The organism is Bacteroidota bacterium, assembly GCA_034723125.1.
In the GTDB taxonomy this organism is placed as follows: Bacteria; Bacteroidota; Bacteroidia; order CAILMK01; family JAAYUY01; genus JAYEOP01.
Genome location: JAYEOP010000107.1, coordinates 1 through 17,055, shown reverse-complemented (window position 1 = coordinate 17,055; position 17,055 = coordinate 1). Strand labels below are relative to the sequence as shown.

Sequence of the window (17,055 nt, the reverse complement as noted above, 5' to 3'; positions counted from 1 at the left end):
ATCCTGTCCCCCTGTTTTATTTAAACTTTTTTATCTCTCCGCTTTTTAATCTTCTTAAATAATCTTTTAAGTCACGCCTTACCTCAGGAGCTAAAATTAGTAATCCGATTATATTTGGGATAGCCATACATAAAATCATCATGTCAGAAAAATCCATAACAACATAAATAGTTGATGAAGTACCAACAACAATAAAAGCTAAGAACATAATTTTATAAATGTTATCAGTAACTTTTCTTGTTCCAAAGATTTTTTTGCTCCAGCCCCCGAAAAGATAATCAAAACCTTTTAGTCCGTAGTACGACCATGATATCATTGTTGAAAAAGCAAATAATGTAACAGCTATCAACAACAAATAAGGGAACCATGAAAACACCGAACCAAATGCTGCTGAAGTAAGCTGAACACCTTCTAAGCCTTCAACATTGTAAAAGCCTGTAAAAATTATAACAAGGGCAGTCATTGTGCAAATAATTACAGTATCTACAAATGGTTCGAGTAATGCAACAAAGCCTTCACTAACCGGTTCATTTGTTTTTGCCGATGAATGAGCAATTGAAGCTGAGCCAACACCTGCTTCATTAGAAAATGCACCACGTTGGAAGCCAAAAATAAGAACACCAATAAAACCACCTTTTAATGCATCGGGAGCAAAAGCACCGTTAAAAATAAGTGCAAATGCCTCTGTAATATTTTGATAATTTATTCCAATAATTATTAATGCAATAAGAACATAAAAACCTGCCATAAAAGGAACAATCCTCTCCGTAACTTTTGCTATTTTTTTTATTCCACCAATGATAACAATTCCAACTAAAACAGCGAGAATTATTCCGTAATAAGCACCGTATCCTTCAATAGAAGGAAAAAATAACGAAAGTTGAACAAAAGCCTGATTTGCTTGAAACATATTTCCTCCACCAATGGACCCACCAATAACAAGTACAGCGAATAAAGCTGCAAGTACTTTCCCAAGAAATCCTAAATTTTTCTTTTTCAACCCATGTTTTAAATAATACATCGCTCCCCCGGAAACCACACCGTTTTTATCAATCTTTCTATATTTTACACCAAGAGTACATTCAACAAATTTTGAAGACATTCCAATTAAACCAGCAATTATCATCCAAAATGTAGCACCGGGACCACCAATAGAAATAGCAATTGCAACACCTGCAATATTCCCTAAACCAACTGTTGCCGACAAAGCAGTTGTTAATGCCTGAAAATGTGTAACTTCACCTTTAGTCCCTGGCTTATCAAATTTTCCACGAACAAGTTCAATACTATGTTTGAATCCACGAATATTAATAAATCTCATAAAAACAGTAAAAAATAATCCGGCAATAATAAGCCAAGCAACAATAAATTTTATCGGTGCTTTTACTTCATTACCCTCTTTATCTAATACTACTTCTCCATTTTCATCATAAATATTCTGGTCATAAATTCTTGCAGCATAAAAAGGGTCCCAAAACAAAAATTTACTTAAAGCAGTTACAACAGGCGTAAACACACTATCAATTCTTTGGCTTAATGTTAAATTATTTTCAATAGATGTACTATCCTGAACTGAATTATTATTTTTTGCAAAATTTAGCGTAAAAGAAAATAATAACAAGACAAATAAAATTGTTTTTTTCATTTTAAAAAATTTAAACTTAGTAAAAAGAATTATTTAAGTTTTTCCATTGCTGCAAAATATTTCTTTGTCTCATTAACAACAACAGGTGCAAGAATTAGTAAAGCAATTAAATTAGGAATAGTCATAAATGTAATAACCATATCAACAAAATGCCAAACAAGATCAATTCCCCAGATGCAACCAAAGAAAACAAAAATTCCGTATAAAATTCTGTATGGTTTAATAAATTTTTCACCCAGTAAATAATTAGCCGCTCTTGTTCCGTAGTATGACCAACTAATAATTGTTGAAAAAGCAAACAACATTAATCCAATACTAACAACATGCTCTCCCATCGCTTGCAAACCGATTTTCCCAAGCCCGATAGACATTGCTTCTACCGTCATACCAACCCCTTTAATTCCTGAGTCCCATACTCCTGTAACAATTATCACGAGAGCAGTAAGAGTACAAATAACAAGAGTATCAATAAGAGGTTCAAGAGAAGCAACAAGTCCTTCCCTTGCAGGATAATCTGTTTTTGCAGCAGCATGAGCAATTGGAGCAGAACCTTGACCGGCTTCATTTGAAAACAAGCCTCTGCGAACACCCCAAATAAGAGTTAGAATAAAAGTTGAACCGACAAAACCACCTGCTGCCGCAGTTCCTGTAAATGCATCATGAAATATTAATGAAAATGCTGCGGGAATATTATCTCGCATAAGAAAAATTACTACAATAGCACTTATAAAATATAAAATTGCCATTATCGGAACTAATTTTGAAGTTACCTCAGCAATTCTTTTTATCCCTCCGAGAATTATAAGAAACACCAAAGAGGTTATGATTAAACCCGAAATCCAAACAGAAATGTTATAGGTCGTATTTAAAGCATCAGCCATAGAATTTGACTGTGCCATATTTCCTGTACCAAGGGAGCAAAGTATTGTAGCAATGGCAAAAACTATTGCAAGAACTTTTGCATATTTCCCTAATTTCTTTTTCAATCCAATTTCCATGTAATACATTGGACCACCTGAAACACTACCATCACTATTGAATTTTCGGTATTTATGAGAAAGAGTACATTCGGCAAATTTTAGTATCATTCCCAAAAAACCTGTTACCCACATCCAAAAAACAGCACCCGGTCCACCCAAATAAATTGCAAGAGCAACACCAACAATATTTCCGGTACCAACGGTTGCAGACAATGCTGTTGTAAGTGCTTTAAAATGATTTACATCACCCTTGTCTTCAGCTTTATCATATTTACCTGCAACAATTTTTATTGAATGAAATAATCTTGTAACATTTATAAATTTTAATTTGAAAATAAAATACAAACCTGTAGGAATCAATAAAAATAAAACAAGATATCCACCAACATATTCATTATAACTTTGTATAGCTGTGTCTATTGCATTAAGAAATCCACTCATAAAACAAAATTAAATTCTTTTCACTTTTATTAGTAAAGCTACAAAAAAATGACAGTGAGTGAAACAAACAAAATTATTTACCTATATCACAAACATCAAAAATTCGGATAGCAAACATACAAAGCATAGTTTGAATTTCAAATGAAATAAATGAAATAATTTTTAGGGAGGTTCTATAAATACATTCGCAACAATTACAAATCACAGATACTGACAGAATTTCAGTTTTTATGCCAAAACCTTCTTTTTAAATATCAATTTTTACTAAATTTGCAACTATTAACAAACAACATGGAAACAGCAAAAACCATAAATACTGAGAATAAGAAAACTCTAATTCCAAAAGGAAAGGTTTACATTGAAACTTATGGTTGTCAAATGAATTTCTCCGATTCGGAAATTGCAAAATCAATTTTAGTAAAAAATAATTATCAATTAACAGAAAACATTAATGAAGCTGATACAATTTTGATAAACACATGTTCGATACGAGAAAATGCCGAGCAAAGGATTTTTAAAAAAGTTGAAAATATTAAATATTTAAAAAACAATAATTCAGAATTAAAAATCGGTATTCTCGGATGTATGACAGAACATTTAAAATCCAAAATATTTGAATTAAATTCAGAAATTGATTTTCTTGCAGGACCTGATAGTTATAGAAATCTTCATAATATTATTGATTCATCAAAAGAAAACAAAAGCAAAGCTTTAGATATTGAGCTTGACATCAATGAAACTTATGATGATATAATTCCTCTTCATTCTGAAAGTTCCATTTCTGCTTTTATTTCAATAATGCGAGGATGCGACAACTTTTGTTCTTACTGCGTAGTCCCTTACACAAGAGGCAGGGAAAGAAGCCGTAGCCCTGAAACTATTTTGAAAGAAATAAAAATATTAATTAATCAAGGCATAAAAGAAATTACACTCTTAGGACAAAATGTTAATTCCTACAAATGGAAAAATCATTCAGGATATATTCTAAGTTTTCCTTCATTGCTTGAAAAAATAGCCAATGAGACACCTGAACTTCGTATTCGTTTTTCAACTTCTCATCCAAAAGATATTAGCAGAGAATTAATTGAAGTAATGGCAAAAAAGGATAACATTTGCAAACACATTCATTTAGCTGTACAATCAGGAAGTTCGCGAATATTAAAACTAATGAACAGAAAATACTCAAGAGAATCATTTCTTGAAAAAATTGAAATGGCTAAGCAACTTATCCCTGACATTGGACTTACAACCGACATCATCACGGGATTTTGCACGGAAACAGAAGATGACCACAAAGAAACATTGTCATTAATGAAAGATGTTAAATTTGATTGGGCATTTATGTTTGCTTATTCAGAAAGATCAGGTACCGTAGCAGCTAAAAATCTTGATGATAACATAGACAATAAGAAAAAAAAACAACGACTTAAAGAAATTATTGAACTACAAAGTAAGCACTCACTTGAAAGTAATAAAAAAGATATTGGCAAAACTTTTGAGATATTGGTTGAGGGATTTTCAAAAAAATCTGATAAAATGCTAAAAGGTAGAAATAGTCAAAATAAAATGATTGTGTTTCCTGCAAAAAACTTTGCAAAAGGGGATTTAATAAAAGTTAAAATTACAGATTGTACAAGTGCAACTTTAATTGGAGAATGAGAGGCAAAGAGACAAAGATATTGGGCGGAAAAAAGTTCTAATAATGTGTAAATGAAAAATAAATTACTATGACAGCAATACAGAATAAAATACAAGCAATAAAAAACAGATACCAAATAGTAGGTGCTTCACCGATGCTAAATAATGCTATTGAAAAAGCAATAAAAGTAGCACCCACAGATATTAGTGTTTTAATATCGGGAGAAAGTGGTGTTGGTAAAGAAAATTTTTCAAAAATAATTCATCAACTAAGCAAAAGAAAGCATGGTAATTTAATTGCCATCAACTGTGCAGCAATACCATCAGGCACAATTGATTCAGAATTATTTGGACATGAAAAAGGCTCATTTACCAGTGCTTATGATTCGAGAAAAGGATATTTTGAAACAGCAAATGGAGGAACAATTTTTCTTGATGAAATTAGCGAATTACCCTTAGAAACCCAATCAAGATTATTACGTGTTTTAGAATCAGGAGAATTTATTAAAGTTGGTTCATCCAAAGTACTCAAAACCGATATCAGACTTATTGCAGCATCAAACAAAGATCTTTTGGAAAAAACTAAAAAAAATAAATTCCGTGAGGACTTATATTACAGATTAAATACAGTAAATATTCATATTCCTCCGCTAAGAAACAGGAAAGAAGATATTCCAATGCTTTTTGCAAAATTTGCCAGTGATTTTTCTGATAAATACAAAATACCTCCATTGGAGCTTGATAATTCGGCAATGGAAATGCTAAAGCAACAATATTGGCCCGGCAATATCAGACAATTTAGAAATACCATCGAACAAATTTCTATTTTAGGACCTGAAAGATTGATGAAAGGGAAAATGATGAATGAATTTTTACCTGTAACTCCTGGTAAAGAATTAATAAAATTTGAAAATGATGAACCTAATCCTCAGGAAAATATTAATGATAGGGATTTACTTTATAAATTTTTGATTGACATAAAAAAAGACGTTTCCGAAGCAAAAACAATTATGTTGGAACTTGCTCATGGTATAAAATCAAAAGAAAAAGATTTTGAAAGTTCAATAGAATATGCAACAAATAAATTAATAAAAGCAGGAAACAATTTACCTGACGCTGAATATGAATTTATAAAACAGGAGAAAAAAGCAAACGAAAATAATTCTGAGAATAATTCTTACAGTGAAAGTCAGGATATAACAGATATACATGAAAATCTTTCATTGGCAGACCAAGAAAAATCACTTATAATTGAAGCTCTAAAAAAATACAGAGGAAAACGAAAGCCTGCTGCTAAAGAACTTGGAATTTCTGAAAGAACACTTTACAGAAAAATTAAAGAATATGAGCTGGAAGAAATGTAAAAAAAATATTTAAAAATGAAAACAGACCTAAAATTCATAATTATTTTCTTGCTAATTCCTATTTCATTGTTAATAACAAATTCATGTGGAATTTACAGCCTGTCAGGAGCATCTTTATCTCCTGAAATCAAAACAGTAACAATAAAAGCATTTACAAATCAAGCAAATCAGGTTGTTCCTTCCTTTGCAGAAAAGCTTACAGAGCAACTAAAAGATAAATTTCTTAAAGAAATGAATCTATCAATTGTGGATTATAACGGAGACATTAGTTTTAAAGGAATAATTACCGATTACAAAATTGGACCTGCCAGCATTAGTGGAGATCAAAAAGCTACAACTACGAGATTAACAATCAGTGTGAAAGTAGAGTACAAAAACTCGGTTCAACCTGAATTTAATTATGATGCTACATTTTCAAATTATATGGATTTTGAAAGTAGCGAAAATTTTGCTTCTATAAAAGACGACCTTCATGAAGAACTTTTAGAAATGTTGGTTCAAGATATTTTTAGTAAAGCAGTAAACAATTGGTGAAGTTAAGGGAGGTTCTATAAATATATTGTATCTTTGTAATTAAAATATTTTATCATTCTAAAATGGATATTTCAACATTTAATTCATACATAAAACAACCTGCAAATCTATTACAAGATGCTGATATATCTTTGATTAAGGAAATTTCAAAAGAATATCCGTTTTTTCACTCAGCACATCTTATTCATGCAATTGCAAAAAATCAAACTGAAGGAATTTTTAGACAAAATGATTTAAAAACAGCAGCTATCTATTCCACAAACAGAATTAAACTTTACAATTACCTAAATAATGAAAAAGCTATTCCAATAGAAAAAATATCAGATCAAAAAAAGGATGATAGAGTAAATACAGTAACAATTGAGAAAAAAGAACAAAACAGAAAATTAATTGACAAATTTATAGAACTTAATCCAAGTATCAAACGCCCAAAAGCGGAATTTTATTCATCCACAAAAATGGCTTCAAGAAGTATTGATGAAGACCCTAACAATGACTTTGTTACAGAAACATTAGCAGAAATACATGTGAAGCAAAATAATTATTTAAAAGCGATAAAAATTTACAAGAAATTATCCTTGCTTAATCCCGAAAAAAGTAATTACTTTGCAGAATTAATAAAAAACCTTAAAGAAAAAATAAACGAATAAAAATGCTTACATTCCTAATAATATTAATCATAATCGCTGCAATAATTTTGGTTTTAATAATTTTAGCTCAAAACCCAAAAGGCGGTGGACTTTCTTCAACATTTGGCGGTGGTGGAAGTCAAATTATTGGTGCTCGTCAAACAGCAGATTTTCTTGAAAAAGCTACATGGTATCTTGCAATTGGAATTATTGTAGTTGTAATTGCTACTAACTTTTTTACACCAAATACTACGATTCAAGAAGAAAGACAATCAAGGATGAGTGAACAGATAAATGAAATGGCAAATCCAATTCCACAAAATCCAAACACACCTAACCAAATTGAAAACGCCAATCAGTAATAGCAATTTTTTTTGCCACTAATAAATAGCAAATTGTTTTTTTTGCCACTAATGCACGAATAAATATAAAATTGCTTTTTGCCACGAATACACTAATGAATAGCAAATTGTCTTTTTGCCACTAATGCACGAATAAATATAAAATTGCTTTTTGCCACGAATACACTAATGAATAGCAAATTGTCTTTTTGCCACTAATGCACGAATAAATATAAAATTGTTTTTTTGCCACTAATGCACTAATGAATAGCAAATTGTTTTTTTTGCCACTAATGCACGAATAAATATAAAATTGTTTTTTGTCGCGAATACGCGAATGAATAGCAAATTGTTTTTTTGCCACTAATGCACGAATAAATATAAAATTGCTTTTTGCCACGAATACGCGAATGAATAGCAAATTGTCTTTTTGCCACTAATGCACGAATAAATATAAAATTGTTTTTTTGCCACTAATGCACGAATAAATATAAAATTGCTTTTTTGCCACTAATGCACTAATGAATAGCAAATTGTCTTTTTGCCACGAATACGCGAATGGAAATAAATGATTTGGTTATTCGGGTCTATATTCTTAATTTTTATATTCCGAATTCTTCTTTTATCTTGTCAACATAATTCAACTCTTCCCAAGCAAAATATTTTACTTTCTTAAAATACTTTTCTACACCGTCAACTTTTCTTTTTTCAACACCTTCTCCATTGTAAAATACTTCAATTTCTTTTTCATAAACACTTCTTCCGAAATGTCCATAAGAAGCTGTTGCTCTAAAAATAGGATTTTTTAAGCCAAAACGTTTTATGATGGCGGATGGTCGCATGTCAAAAATCTTTTTAAGTTTAACCGCTATCTCTCCATCAGTCATTATTTTTCCATTTCCATTTTTTACTTTTGTTGAACCATAAGTATAAACATGCAAACTCACAGGCTGAGCTACTCCAATTGCATAAGCAACCTGAATAAGCACTTCTGTTGCAACACCTGCTGCTACTAAGTTTTTTGCAATATGTCTTACCGCATAAGCTGCACTTCTGTCAACTTTAGAAGAATCTTTTCCGGAAAAAGCACCTCCACCGTGTGCTCCTCTTCCACCATAAGTATCTACAATAATTTTTCTTCCTGTAAGCCCTGTATCTCCATGAGGTCCGCCAATAACAAAATTCCCTGTTGGATTCACATGTAAAATATAATCATCCTTAAATAATTTTTTTACTCTTTCAGGAACTAATTTAATTGTTCTTGGAATTAAAATATTTCTTACATCCTTTGTAATTTGTTCACGCATTTCATTAACACTGTTAAATTCATCATGCTGTGTAGAAAGAACAATGGTATCAATTCTTTGTGGTACGCCATCATCAGAATACTCAACTGTTACCTGCGATTTTGAATCAGGTCTCAGATAGGTCATTTCATTTCCTTCTTTTCTAATTGCTGCTAATTCCTGAACTAAAATATGTGCTAATTCAAGTGGCAATGGCATTAAGTTATCCATTTCTGTACAAGCATAACCGAACATCATTCCCTGATCACCTGCACCTTGTTCTTCTTCTTTTTCACGCTCCACTCCCATGTGAATATCATCGGATTGTTCATGAATAGTGCTAATAATTCCGCAAGAATCACCATCAAATTTATAGGCATTTTTATTGTAGCCGATTTCTTTAATTACTCTTCTTGGAATATCTTGAACTTCAACGTAGGAAGTTGTTCGTACTTCTCCACCAATTATAGCAAGTCCTGTGGTTACAAATGTTTCGCAAGCTACTTTTGAAGCAGGGTCATGTTTTAAAAATTCGTCTAATACTGCATCAGATATTTGATCTGAGACTTTGTCCGGATGTCCTTCCGAAACTGACTCAGAAGTAAAAAGATATGTCATATAATTTGTTGTTTAAATTCATTTTAAAAAGTTGCAAATATAATATAAAAAAATTAATAAACTAAAGTTCCAATATCTGCTTTTTCTAATGCTCTTACAAGATTCCCCTTTACATTTGACTTAAAAACATAAATAGGCTTATTGTTTTCTTTGCATAAAGCAAATGCAGTAAGATCCATAACTTTTAGTTCTTTTTGAATTGCTTCAGCAAATTTTATCTTATCATATTTTTTTGCATTTTTATCTTTCATAGGGTCAGCAGAATACACACCATCAACCTTTGTACCTTTCATAATTGCATCTGCCTCAATTTCAATAGCTCGCATGGCAGCAGCCGAATCGGTTGTAAAATAAGGATTACTTGTTCCCCCTGAAAATATTAAAGTATATCCATCATCTAAATATTTTAGTACTTTATCGTGATTATACAATTCACCAATTTTATCAATTTCAAAAGAAGTAATCAATTTTGCTTTAATTCCAATTTTATTAAGAGTAGTTTTTAATGCAATTCCATTGATAATTGTAGCAAGCATTCCCATATAATCACCATTAACTCTATCCAAAAATCCATCTTTTATCAAAGTGCCACCTCTAAAAATATTTCCTCCCCCAATAACAACGGCAACTTCAAATCCTTTTTTAACAGCTTGTTTTATTTCATTTGAATAAAATCCTAACTCATCGTTTTCGATTCCTGAACCTGCATTTCCTCCTAAAACCTCACCACTTAATTTTAATAATACTCTTTTTATCTTCATAATTTTTGAAATTTAATATACAAAATAATTTTTACAACCTCTCATCATTTTAAATAGAAAACAATTTGAGTGCATTGATAATTTTTATTCAAAGATATTTAAATTTTTATACTAAAGCACCATAGAATATTGTAAAAAGTATAACAATAGCACTCTATTTGATTAGCACCGATTTTTACAGCAAACTATTCAGCCATAATTAAATCCTAATTTTATTCTTTTCGTTTTTTTGAAAATTCACCCCAGAATTACTTATATCTCACAATATCAGGCATATATCCTTATGCATTATTTTTCTTTCTTAACAACATTGTTCTTCATTCACTCTAAATATTAAATTGTGTCGTATTTATTAATAATGAATATTGAACAAGGAATAAAGAATTTTGAAGTAAAAAGATAAAGCAATTTTTGTGGTCAGCAAATTTCATTATTCATAATTCCTTGTTCAATATTCGATATTTTCGCAACAATATATATGCTGAACGATCATAAACTGCGTTTTGCTATATCGTGTAAACGGAAAACAATCAATACGTTAAACATAGTACCAAAATTCAAATTATAACCAACCGAAGTATAGGAATAAATTATGGTTTATTAAAAAAAGTGAAAATCGGTGATTAGAGATAAAATGGAGAATACAAACTAAGGACTTGTTTCTTGAAAGAAAGGAATTAATAGAAGCCCCCTTAACAAATTCTAACAAAAAAAAGCCCTTTGCTTATAAAAAACAAAGGGCTTTTAAAATTTATTTTATCCAAAAAAATTATTCTCCAACCATTACCCTAAAGAATGAATTAATCTTCAATTCTTTATCAACTCCTGCAACAACTTCTTTAATTGTTTTTGAAGAATCTTTAACAAAGTCCTGATTTACAAGAGTATTCTCTTTGAAAAACTTTTTCAATTTTCCTTGAGCTATTCTTTCAACAAGATTTTCAGCTTTGCCTTCAGCTTTTATTTGCTCTTTTGCTATTTCAATTTCTTTATCAATAATTTTTTGATCTACACTATCTTCATCAAGGGCAACAGGATTCATAGCAGCAACTTGCATTGCTACATCTTTTCCTAATTTTTCAACATCATCATTATTCTTATTCATTGAAATAAGAACTCCAATTTTATTACCCATGTGAATATAAGGAATTACCATTTCATCTTCAACTTTTTCATAAGCTGAGAGTTCAATTTTCTCACCAATTTTAGTCATTTGGTCATCTAGTAATTCTGAAATTTTCATTGAATCAACTTCAACAGATTTTAATTCCTCTGTATTCTCCGGAAAATTATCTAAAGCAGTTTTGGCTATTTTATTAGCAAATTCAACAAAATCACTATTTTTGGAAACAAAATCAGTTTCACAACTAATTTCTATAATAATTCCTTTTTTATTATCATTTGATGTTAGTGCTATAGCCACACCTTCGTTTGCTTCTTTATCAGCTCTTTTCGCTGATACTTTTTGTCCTTTTTTTCTTAGAGAATCAATTGCTGCTTCAAAATCTCCATTTGTTTCCTGAAGAGCTTTTTTGCAATCCATCATACCTGCTCCGGTAGTCTTTCTCAATTTTGCTATTTCTGATGCTGTTATTGTCATTTCTATTTATCTATTTGATATTCTTTTTCTTGGTTTTCTTCCTGCTTTTCCTTGATTCTCCTTGCTGCCTTTATCTCCATCATCTTGTTTCTTTGCTTTTCTTTCATTCAAACCTTCTGCTATGGCTTGAGTGATAATTTCAGTAATTATTGTTACTGATTTTGTAGAATCATCATTAGCAGGAATTGCAAAATCAACTAATTTCGGATTTGAATTGGAGTCAACAATGGCAATTGTATTCAAATTCAATTTTTTAGCCTCCGCAATTGCAATATGTTCTTTTTTAATATCAACAACAAATAATGCTGCAGGGAGTCTTTTTAGTTCACTGATACCACCTAAAACGCTTTCAAGCTTTTCCTTTTCTCTTTGCATCATCAAGCGTTCTTTTTTGTTAAGCTTGTCAGTTGTTCCTTCACTAATCATTCTTTCATACTGTGAAAGCTTTTTAAGTGATTTTCTAACAGTTGCAAAGTTTGTAAGCATACCACCTAACCATCTTTGACAAACATAAGGCATATCAACACTTTTTGCAGCTTTTTCTACAATGTCTTGAGCTTGCTTTTTTGTTGCAACAAATAATATTTTACGTCCTGATTTAGCAATATTTTTTGCTACTTTGGCAGCAACATCTAACTTATTAATTGTTTTTTTTACATCAATTAAATGAATACCGTTAGCTTCCATAAAAATATAAGGAGCCATATTGGGATGCCATTTACTTTTGTTATGTCCAAAATGTACTCCTGCTTTTAGGAAATCATCCATTGAATATTTGTTATCCATATTTGTACTTTTATCTCTTTCTGAATTGGAAATTTTTTCTTGCTTTTGGTTGTCCGGGTTTTTTCCTTTCAACCATTCTTGAATCTCTTTCAAGTAATCCGTTTTTCTTTAAAACATCTCTGTTCTCTTCATCAGCATCTACCAATGCTCTTGCAATAGCTAACCTGATTGCTTCTGCTTGACCTGTAACTCCACCGCCATGTACAGTAGCTTTTATATCGTATTTCTCTGCATTCTCAGAAATTATAAATGCTTCATTTATTACTTTCTGATATGTTATTATTGGAAAATAATCTTTATAGTCTTTTTTATTTATGACAATTTCCCCTTTACCGGACGACATATAAATCCTAGCTACAGATTTTTTACGCCTTCCTACTGTATGAATGTTTTCCATATTTAATTAATTTCAATTTTTTGAGGGTTCTGTGCTACATGAGGGTGATTAGTACCAACATAAACATGAAGATTTTTCAAATATTGCTTTTGCAATTTATTCTTTGGTAGCATCCCTTTTACTGCTTTTATTATTAATTCTGTAGGCTTTACCTCAAGAAGTTGTTTTGCGGTTCTTTTCCTAATCCCACCAGGATATCCTGTATGCCTTATGTATTTTTTGTCCGTCCATTTCTTTCCGGTCAATCTGATTTTTTCAGCATTAATAACAACAACTTTATCTCCTGAATTAAAATGTTCAGTAAAGTCAGGCTTATATTTTCCTCTTACGAGGTTTGCAATTTTTGATGACAACCTACCTAAAACCTCTCCTTCTGCATCTACAAGATGCCAGTTTTGAGTACTGTTTTCTTTATTTGCAAATTTTGTTTTGTAACTTAAAGTATCCACTTATCTAAAATTTTTGCATTTTTGAAGCTTTAATAAAGGGTGCGAAGGTATAATAATTTATAAATATAATAGTCATGAAATTTTAAAAAATTTTATTTTCGCAAATTGTACCCTAATATTATTTCTTTATCCTTTCAACATAGGCTCTTGTTCTTGTATCTATTTTAATAAAATCGCCTGTTTCTACAAATAACGGTACTTGAATTTCTGCACCTGTTTCCAATTTTGCAGGTTTTAATGCATTTGTTGCAGTATCTCCTTTTATTCCAGGCTCAGAATAAATAATTTCCAACTCGATAAAAGATGGTAATTCGCAAAATAAAGGTGTTTCTGTTTCATCATGAAAAGAAATTTCAATTTCTTGCCCTTCTTTTATCAAATCCGGATTTGGAATAATTTCTTCTCTAATAGGTATTTGATCAAATGTTTCGTTATTCATAAAAATATGTCCGGTATCATCTTTATATAAAAACTGATACTTTCTTCTTTCTACTCTTGCTGTTTTTATTTTTACACCTGAGTTGTAAGTTTTGTCAATAACTTTTCCGTTTGTAAGTCCTTTTAATTTTGTTCTAACAAAAGCTCCACCTTTTCCTGGCTTTACATGCTGAAATTCAACAATTTGATAAATATCCTTATCAATTTCCAAACATAAACCATTTCTAAAATCTGCTGTACTTGCCATTTTATAATTTATTTTTTAACGATAAAACTTATTTTGCACCATCATAAGCCCACTTAATAAATATTGAACCCCATGTAAATCCTCCGCCAAATGCTGCAAGAATAATATTATCACCTTTTTTCAATTTATCTTCCCATTCTCCCAAACACAATGGGATTGTTCCATTTGTAGTATTCCCATATCTTTCAATATTTATCATTACCTGCTCTTTTTTTATTCCCATTCTTCGAGCTGTTGCTTCAATGATTCTCATATTTGCTTGATGCGGAACTAACCATGTTAATTTCTCAGGCGAAATATTATTTCTTTTCATAATTTCAACAGAAACATCTGCCATTTTTGAAACAGCAAATTTAAATACAGGCTGACCTTCTTGATAGATATAATGTTCACGAGCATCAATGGTTTCATGTGAAGGAGGCTTTACAGAACCTCCGGCTTTTTGATGAAGATGAACCCTTCCTTTACCATCTGATTGCAAAATTGAATCTTGAATACCGTTTTCATCAACTGAAGGTTCAAGCATTACAGCTCCTCCTCCATCACCAAATAGCACACATGTTTGCCTATCAGTGTAATCAACAATTGATGACATTTTATCAGCACCTACTACTACAACTTTTTTATAAACCCCTGATTCAATAAATTTTGATGCAGTTACTAATGAATAAATAAAGCCTGAACAAGCAGCATTAATATCAAAATGAAAAGCGTTTTTTATTCCTACTTTGTCAGCAATAATATTCGCTGTTGCAGGAAATACCATGTCTCCCGTTACAGTTGCACAAATTAACAAATCTACCTCATCGGGATGAGTTGCTGTTTTTTCAAGCAATCCTTTTACTGCAGGTGCTCCAATATCAGATGTTCCTTTGCCTTTTTCTTTTAAAATATGACGCTGAGTGATACCTGTTCTTGTTTTTATCCATTCATCTGTTGTATCAATAATTTTTTCAAAATCAGCATTTGTCAATAAATCATCCGGAACATAAGTATTTATTCCTGTAATTGCTGCTTTAATATTACTCATCTCTAGGTCTAATTACTTAATTTATATATTTAAAAACGATTAATAATTTTGTTGAAAAACTTTCTTTATTTCACCCACCATATCTTTTTCAACCACCAAAACACTCATGTCTATCATACCCATAAATGCTCTTGGTGAAGAAATTCCATGACCAATAATGGCAGGTTTGTTAATTCCTAAAATTGGTGAGCCTCCATATTTTTCATAGTTTAAAGAATCCAGATATTCATCTTGTATTCCTCTTCCCTTAAGAATTTTATAAATACCCTCAGCGGTTTTAAGAACAATATTTCCTGTAAAACCATCACATACTGCAACATCGGTTTTGTCAGAAAAAATATCATATCCTTCAACATTGCCAATAAAATTAAACATTGAAGTTGATTTCATTAATTTATGTGCGGCTTGAGCAAGCAAATTACCTTTGCCCTCTTCCGAGCCAATATTTAATAAACCAACTTTTGGATTGTCAAAATTATGCACATATTTTAGGTATAAGGAACCTAACAAGCCAAATTGATACAAAACATCTTGCCGGCAATCAGGATTTATTCCTACGTCCAACAAAATTCCAAATTTATTATCCACTTTTGGTAATACGGTTGATAATGTAGGTCTCAAAACACCTTCTATTGACTTTACAGAATAAAGAGCACCTACTAGCATTGCTCCTGTATTTCCTGCACCTATAAAAACATCAATTTCATTGTTTTTCAAATATTCATAACCTAAAACAATACTTGATTTACGCTTGTGAGTAATTGCCTTTGTTGGAGATTCTCCCATTTCAATAACTTCAGGAGCTTCAACAAAAGTGATATTTGAACTCGATTTTATCTCTTCAAAAAGTTCTTTGGAATTCTTATTAATAATATCTGAATTCCCAAATAAAACCAATGATAAATTACTATCATTTTCTTTTAATTTTAGCTGAATACCTTTTAAAACTGCTTCGGGTGCAAAATCACCACCCATTAAATCTAAGCCAATCTTCATAATTACCTATTGAAATTCTATATTAAAAAAGACATTATTCTACTGCTTCTTTTTCAAGAACAACCTTACCTTTATAATATAGTTTCCCTTCATACCAATATGCTCGGTGATAAATATGTGGTTCACCTGTTGTTTGACAAATTGCTATTTGCGGACTTTTCGATTTATAGTGTGTTCTTCTTTTGTCTCTTCTTTGTTTAGAAATTTTCCTTTTTGGATGTGCCATTTTATTCTTCTTTTAATTTATTCTTTAATTTTTTTAATCCCTCCCAGCGAGGATCTATTTTATTTTCTTTACTATTTAAACTTAAATCATCAAGTTTTGAAAGCATTTGTTCATCACATTTCTTCCCAATAAGATCACAAGTTTTTTTCATTGGTAACTTTTCTGAAATAAACTCATAAATAAACTTTGAAATATTCAAAGTAGTGTCATTATAACCTACATAAGCAATGTTTTCAAACGCTTCATTATTTTCATTTTTTTCACCAATTTTAAGAACTACTTTTTGATTACTTTCAAAAGGAAAATCAAATTTAGATAAGCATCTATCACATCTCAAATTCATTTTACCTTTCAAAAGAAAATTCAATATAAAAAGACCCTCATCTTGTTTACTAAGAACAATCTTAACATCAGATTCCAACTGTTCAACTAATGAATTTTCAAAGTAACTAAAAAAATCCGAACTAACATGAAAGTTAAAAATATGTTCTCCAATATCCTTGTTCGCAAACTCAATTTCATAAGTTGAAAAAAAATCTTCTTTTATCACAACAAAAGTAATTTTTTAAAAATGGCAAAGATATAAAATATATTTTTTTCAAAGTCCAAGCTTTAAGTAAATTTATTTTCTAAGATTTTTGTTCGGGTG

General features: G+C 30.7%; 18 protein-coding genes. 5 read left to right on the top strand and 13 right to left on the bottom strand.

Annotated elements, in window-relative coordinates:
- Nucleotides 1–16: 16 nt before the first annotated feature.
- Nucleotides 17–1,645, bottom strand: coding sequence for an alanine/glycine:cation symporter family protein (locus tag U9R42_03260; protein ID MEA3495035.1), 1,629 nt, complete (start codon nt 1,643–1,645; stop codon nt 17–19).
- A 29-nt stretch (nt 1,646–1,674) separates the two neighbouring features.
- The gene (locus tag U9R42_03255; GenBank protein ID MEA3495034.1) at nt 1,675–3,066 is read right to left on the bottom strand and encodes a sodium:alanine symporter family protein; all 1,392 of its coding nucleotides are present in this window, start codon (nt 3,064–3,066) and stop codon (nt 1,675–1,677) included.
- Nucleotides 3,067–3,357: 291 nt separating this feature from the next.
- On the opposite strand from U9R42_03255, the gene miaB reads away from it, so the two are divergent.
- From miaB to secG, 5 genes are all read left to right on the top strand, one after another.
- Complete coding sequence (gene miaB, locus U9R42_03250; protein MEA3495033.1) at nt 3,358–4,725, top strand: tRNA (N6-isopentenyl adenosine(37)-C2)-methylthiotransferase MiaB; 1,368 nt, start codon at nt 3,358–3,360, stop codon at nt 4,723–4,725.
- 68 nt (nt 4,726–4,793) lie between these two features.
- Entirely contained in the window at nt 4,794–6,068 is a 1,275-nt protein-coding gene (locus tag U9R42_03245) for a sigma-54 dependent transcriptional regulator (protein MEA3495032.1), read from the top strand.
- Nucleotides 6,069–6,083: 15 nt separating this feature from the next.
- On the top strand, nt 6,084–6,602 hold the full coding sequence (locus U9R42_03240) for an LptE family protein (protein MEA3495031.1): 519 nt from the start codon (nt 6,084–6,086) through the stop codon (nt 6,600–6,602).
- Nucleotides 6,603–6,664: 62 nt separating this feature from the next.
- Nucleotides 6,665–7,252: a hypothetical protein gene (locus tag U9R42_03235; protein MEA3495030.1), complete on the top strand. Its 588-nt coding sequence runs from the start codon at nt 6,665–6,667 to the stop codon at nt 7,250–7,252.
- A gap of 2 nt (nt 7,253–7,254) precedes the next feature.
- On the top strand, nt 7,255–7,593 hold the full coding sequence (gene secG / locus U9R42_03230) for a preprotein translocase subunit SecG (protein MEA3495029.1): 339 nt from the start codon (nt 7,255–7,257) through the stop codon (nt 7,591–7,593).
- Nucleotides 7,594–8,174: 581 nt separating this feature from the next.
- Here the strand turns inward: secG and metK are convergent.
- From metK to U9R42_03175, 11 genes are all read right to left on the bottom strand, one after another.
- Nucleotides 8,175–9,476: a methionine adenosyltransferase gene (gene metK / locus U9R42_03225; GenBank protein ID MEA3495028.1), complete on the bottom strand. Its 1,302-nt coding sequence runs from the start codon at nt 9,474–9,476 to the stop codon at nt 8,175–8,177.
- 53 nt (nt 9,477–9,529) lie between these two features.
- The gene (gene pyrH / locus U9R42_03220; GenBank protein ID MEA3495027.1) at nt 9,530–10,237 is read right to left on the bottom strand and encodes a UMP kinase; all 708 of its coding nucleotides are present in this window, start codon (nt 10,235–10,237) and stop codon (nt 9,530–9,532) included.
- 769 nt (nt 10,238–11,006) lie between these two features.
- A complete protein-coding gene (tsf, locus tag U9R42_03215) occupies nt 11,007–11,837 on the bottom strand; it encodes a translation elongation factor Ts (GenBank protein MEA3495026.1) in 831 nt (276 codons plus the stop codon).
- A 6-nt stretch (nt 11,838–11,843) separates the two neighbouring features.
- Nucleotides 11,844–12,623 carry a 30S ribosomal protein S2 gene (gene rpsB / locus U9R42_03210; GenBank protein ID MEA3495025.1) on the bottom strand — a complete coding sequence of 260 codons (780 nt, stop codon included), beginning with the start codon at nt 12,621–12,623 and terminating at the stop codon, nt 11,844–11,846.
- Nucleotides 12,624–12,633: 10 nt separating this feature from the next.
- Nucleotides 12,634–13,020: a 30S ribosomal protein S9 gene (gene rpsI / locus U9R42_03205; GenBank protein ID MEA3495024.1), complete on the bottom strand. Its 387-nt coding sequence runs from the start codon at nt 13,018–13,020 to the stop codon at nt 12,634–12,636.
- Nucleotides 13,021–13,022: 2 nt separating this feature from the next.
- Complete coding sequence (gene rplM, locus U9R42_03200) at nt 13,023–13,469, bottom strand: 50S ribosomal protein L13 (GenBank protein ID MEA3495023.1); 447 nt, start codon at nt 13,467–13,469, stop codon at nt 13,023–13,025.
- 118 nt (nt 13,470–13,587) lie between these two features.
- A complete protein-coding gene (gene efp / locus U9R42_03195; protein ID MEA3495022.1) occupies nt 13,588–14,154 on the bottom strand; it encodes an elongation factor P in 567 nt (188 codons plus the stop codon).
- Nucleotides 14,155–14,182: 28 nt separating this feature from the next.
- A complete protein-coding gene (locus tag U9R42_03190) occupies nt 14,183–15,184 on the bottom strand; it encodes a beta-ketoacyl-ACP synthase III (GenBank protein ID MEA3495021.1) in 1,002 nt (333 codons plus the stop codon).
- A 39-nt stretch (nt 15,185–15,223) separates the two neighbouring features.
- Nucleotides 15,224–16,180 (bottom strand): phosphate acyltransferase PlsX, encoded by a 957-nt coding sequence (gene plsX / locus U9R42_03185; GenBank protein ID MEA3495020.1) that lies wholly within the window; start codon nt 16,178–16,180, stop codon nt 15,224–15,226.
- A 34-nt stretch (nt 16,181–16,214) separates the two neighbouring features.
- Nucleotides 16,215–16,406, bottom strand: a complete 192-nt coding sequence (gene rpmF / locus U9R42_03180) for a 50S ribosomal protein L32 (GenBank protein MEA3495019.1) — start codon at nt 16,404–16,406, stop codon at nt 16,215–16,217.
- 1 nt (nt 16,407) lies between these two features.
- Nucleotides 16,408–16,956, bottom strand: coding sequence for a DUF177 domain-containing protein (locus U9R42_03175; GenBank protein MEA3495018.1), 549 nt, complete (start codon nt 16,954–16,956; stop codon nt 16,408–16,410).
- Between the last annotated feature and the right edge of the window lie 99 nt (nt 16,957–17,055).

Excerpts from the sequence above, each read along its gene's own strand:
- U9R42_03260 (MEA3495035.1), bottom strand. The coding sequence starts at position 1,645 with ATGAAAAAAACAATTTTATTTGTCTTGTTATTATTTTCTTTTACGCTA.
- U9R42_03255 (MEA3495034.1), bottom strand. The coding sequence starts at position 3,066 with ATGAGTGGATTTCTTAATGCAATAGACACAGCTATACAAAGTTATAAT.
- miaB (MEA3495033.1), top strand. The coding sequence starts at position 3,358 with ATGGAAACAGCAAAAACCATAAATACTGAGAATAAGAAAACTCTAATT.
- U9R42_03245 (MEA3495032.1), top strand. The coding sequence starts at position 4,794 with ATGACAGCAATACAGAATAAAATACAAGCAATAAAAAACAGATACCAA.
- U9R42_03240 (MEA3495031.1), top strand. The coding sequence starts at position 6,084 with ATGAAAACAGACCTAAAATTCATAATTATTTTCTTGCTAATTCCTATT.
- U9R42_03235 (MEA3495030.1), top strand. The coding sequence starts at position 6,665 with ATGGATATTTCAACATTTAATTCATACATAAAACAACCTGCAAATCTA.
- secG (MEA3495029.1), top strand. The coding sequence starts at position 7,255 with ATGCTTACATTCCTAATAATATTAATCATAATCGCTGCAATAATTTTG.
- metK (MEA3495028.1), bottom strand. The coding sequence starts at position 9,476 with ATGACATATCTTTTTACTTCTGAGTCAGTTTCGGAAGGACATCCGGAC.
- pyrH (MEA3495027.1), bottom strand. The coding sequence starts at position 10,237 with ATGAAGATAAAAAGAGTATTATTAAAATTAAGTGGTGAGGTTTTAGGA.
- tsf (MEA3495026.1), bottom strand. The coding sequence starts at position 11,837 with ATGACAATAACAGCATCAGAAATAGCAAAATTGAGAAAGACTACCGGA.
- rpsB (MEA3495025.1), bottom strand. The coding sequence starts at position 12,623 with ATGGATAACAAATATTCAATGGATGATTTCCTAAAAGCAGGAGTACAT.
- rpsI (MEA3495024.1), bottom strand. The coding sequence starts at position 13,020 with ATGGAAAACATTCATACAGTAGGAAGGCGTAAAAAATCTGTAGCTAGG.
- efp (MEA3495022.1), bottom strand. The coding sequence starts at position 14,154 with ATGGCAAGTACAGCAGATTTTAGAAATGGTTTATGTTTGGAAATTGAT.
- U9R42_03190 (MEA3495021.1), bottom strand. The coding sequence starts at position 15,184 with ATGAGTAATATTAAAGCAGCAATTACAGGAATAAATACTTATGTTCCG.
- plsX (MEA3495020.1), bottom strand. The coding sequence starts at position 16,180 with ATGAAGATTGGCTTAGATTTAATGGGTGGTGATTTTGCACCCGAAGCA.
- rpmF (MEA3495019.1), bottom strand. The coding sequence starts at position 16,406 with ATGGCACATCCAAAAAGGAAAATTTCTAAACAAAGAAGAGACAAAAGA.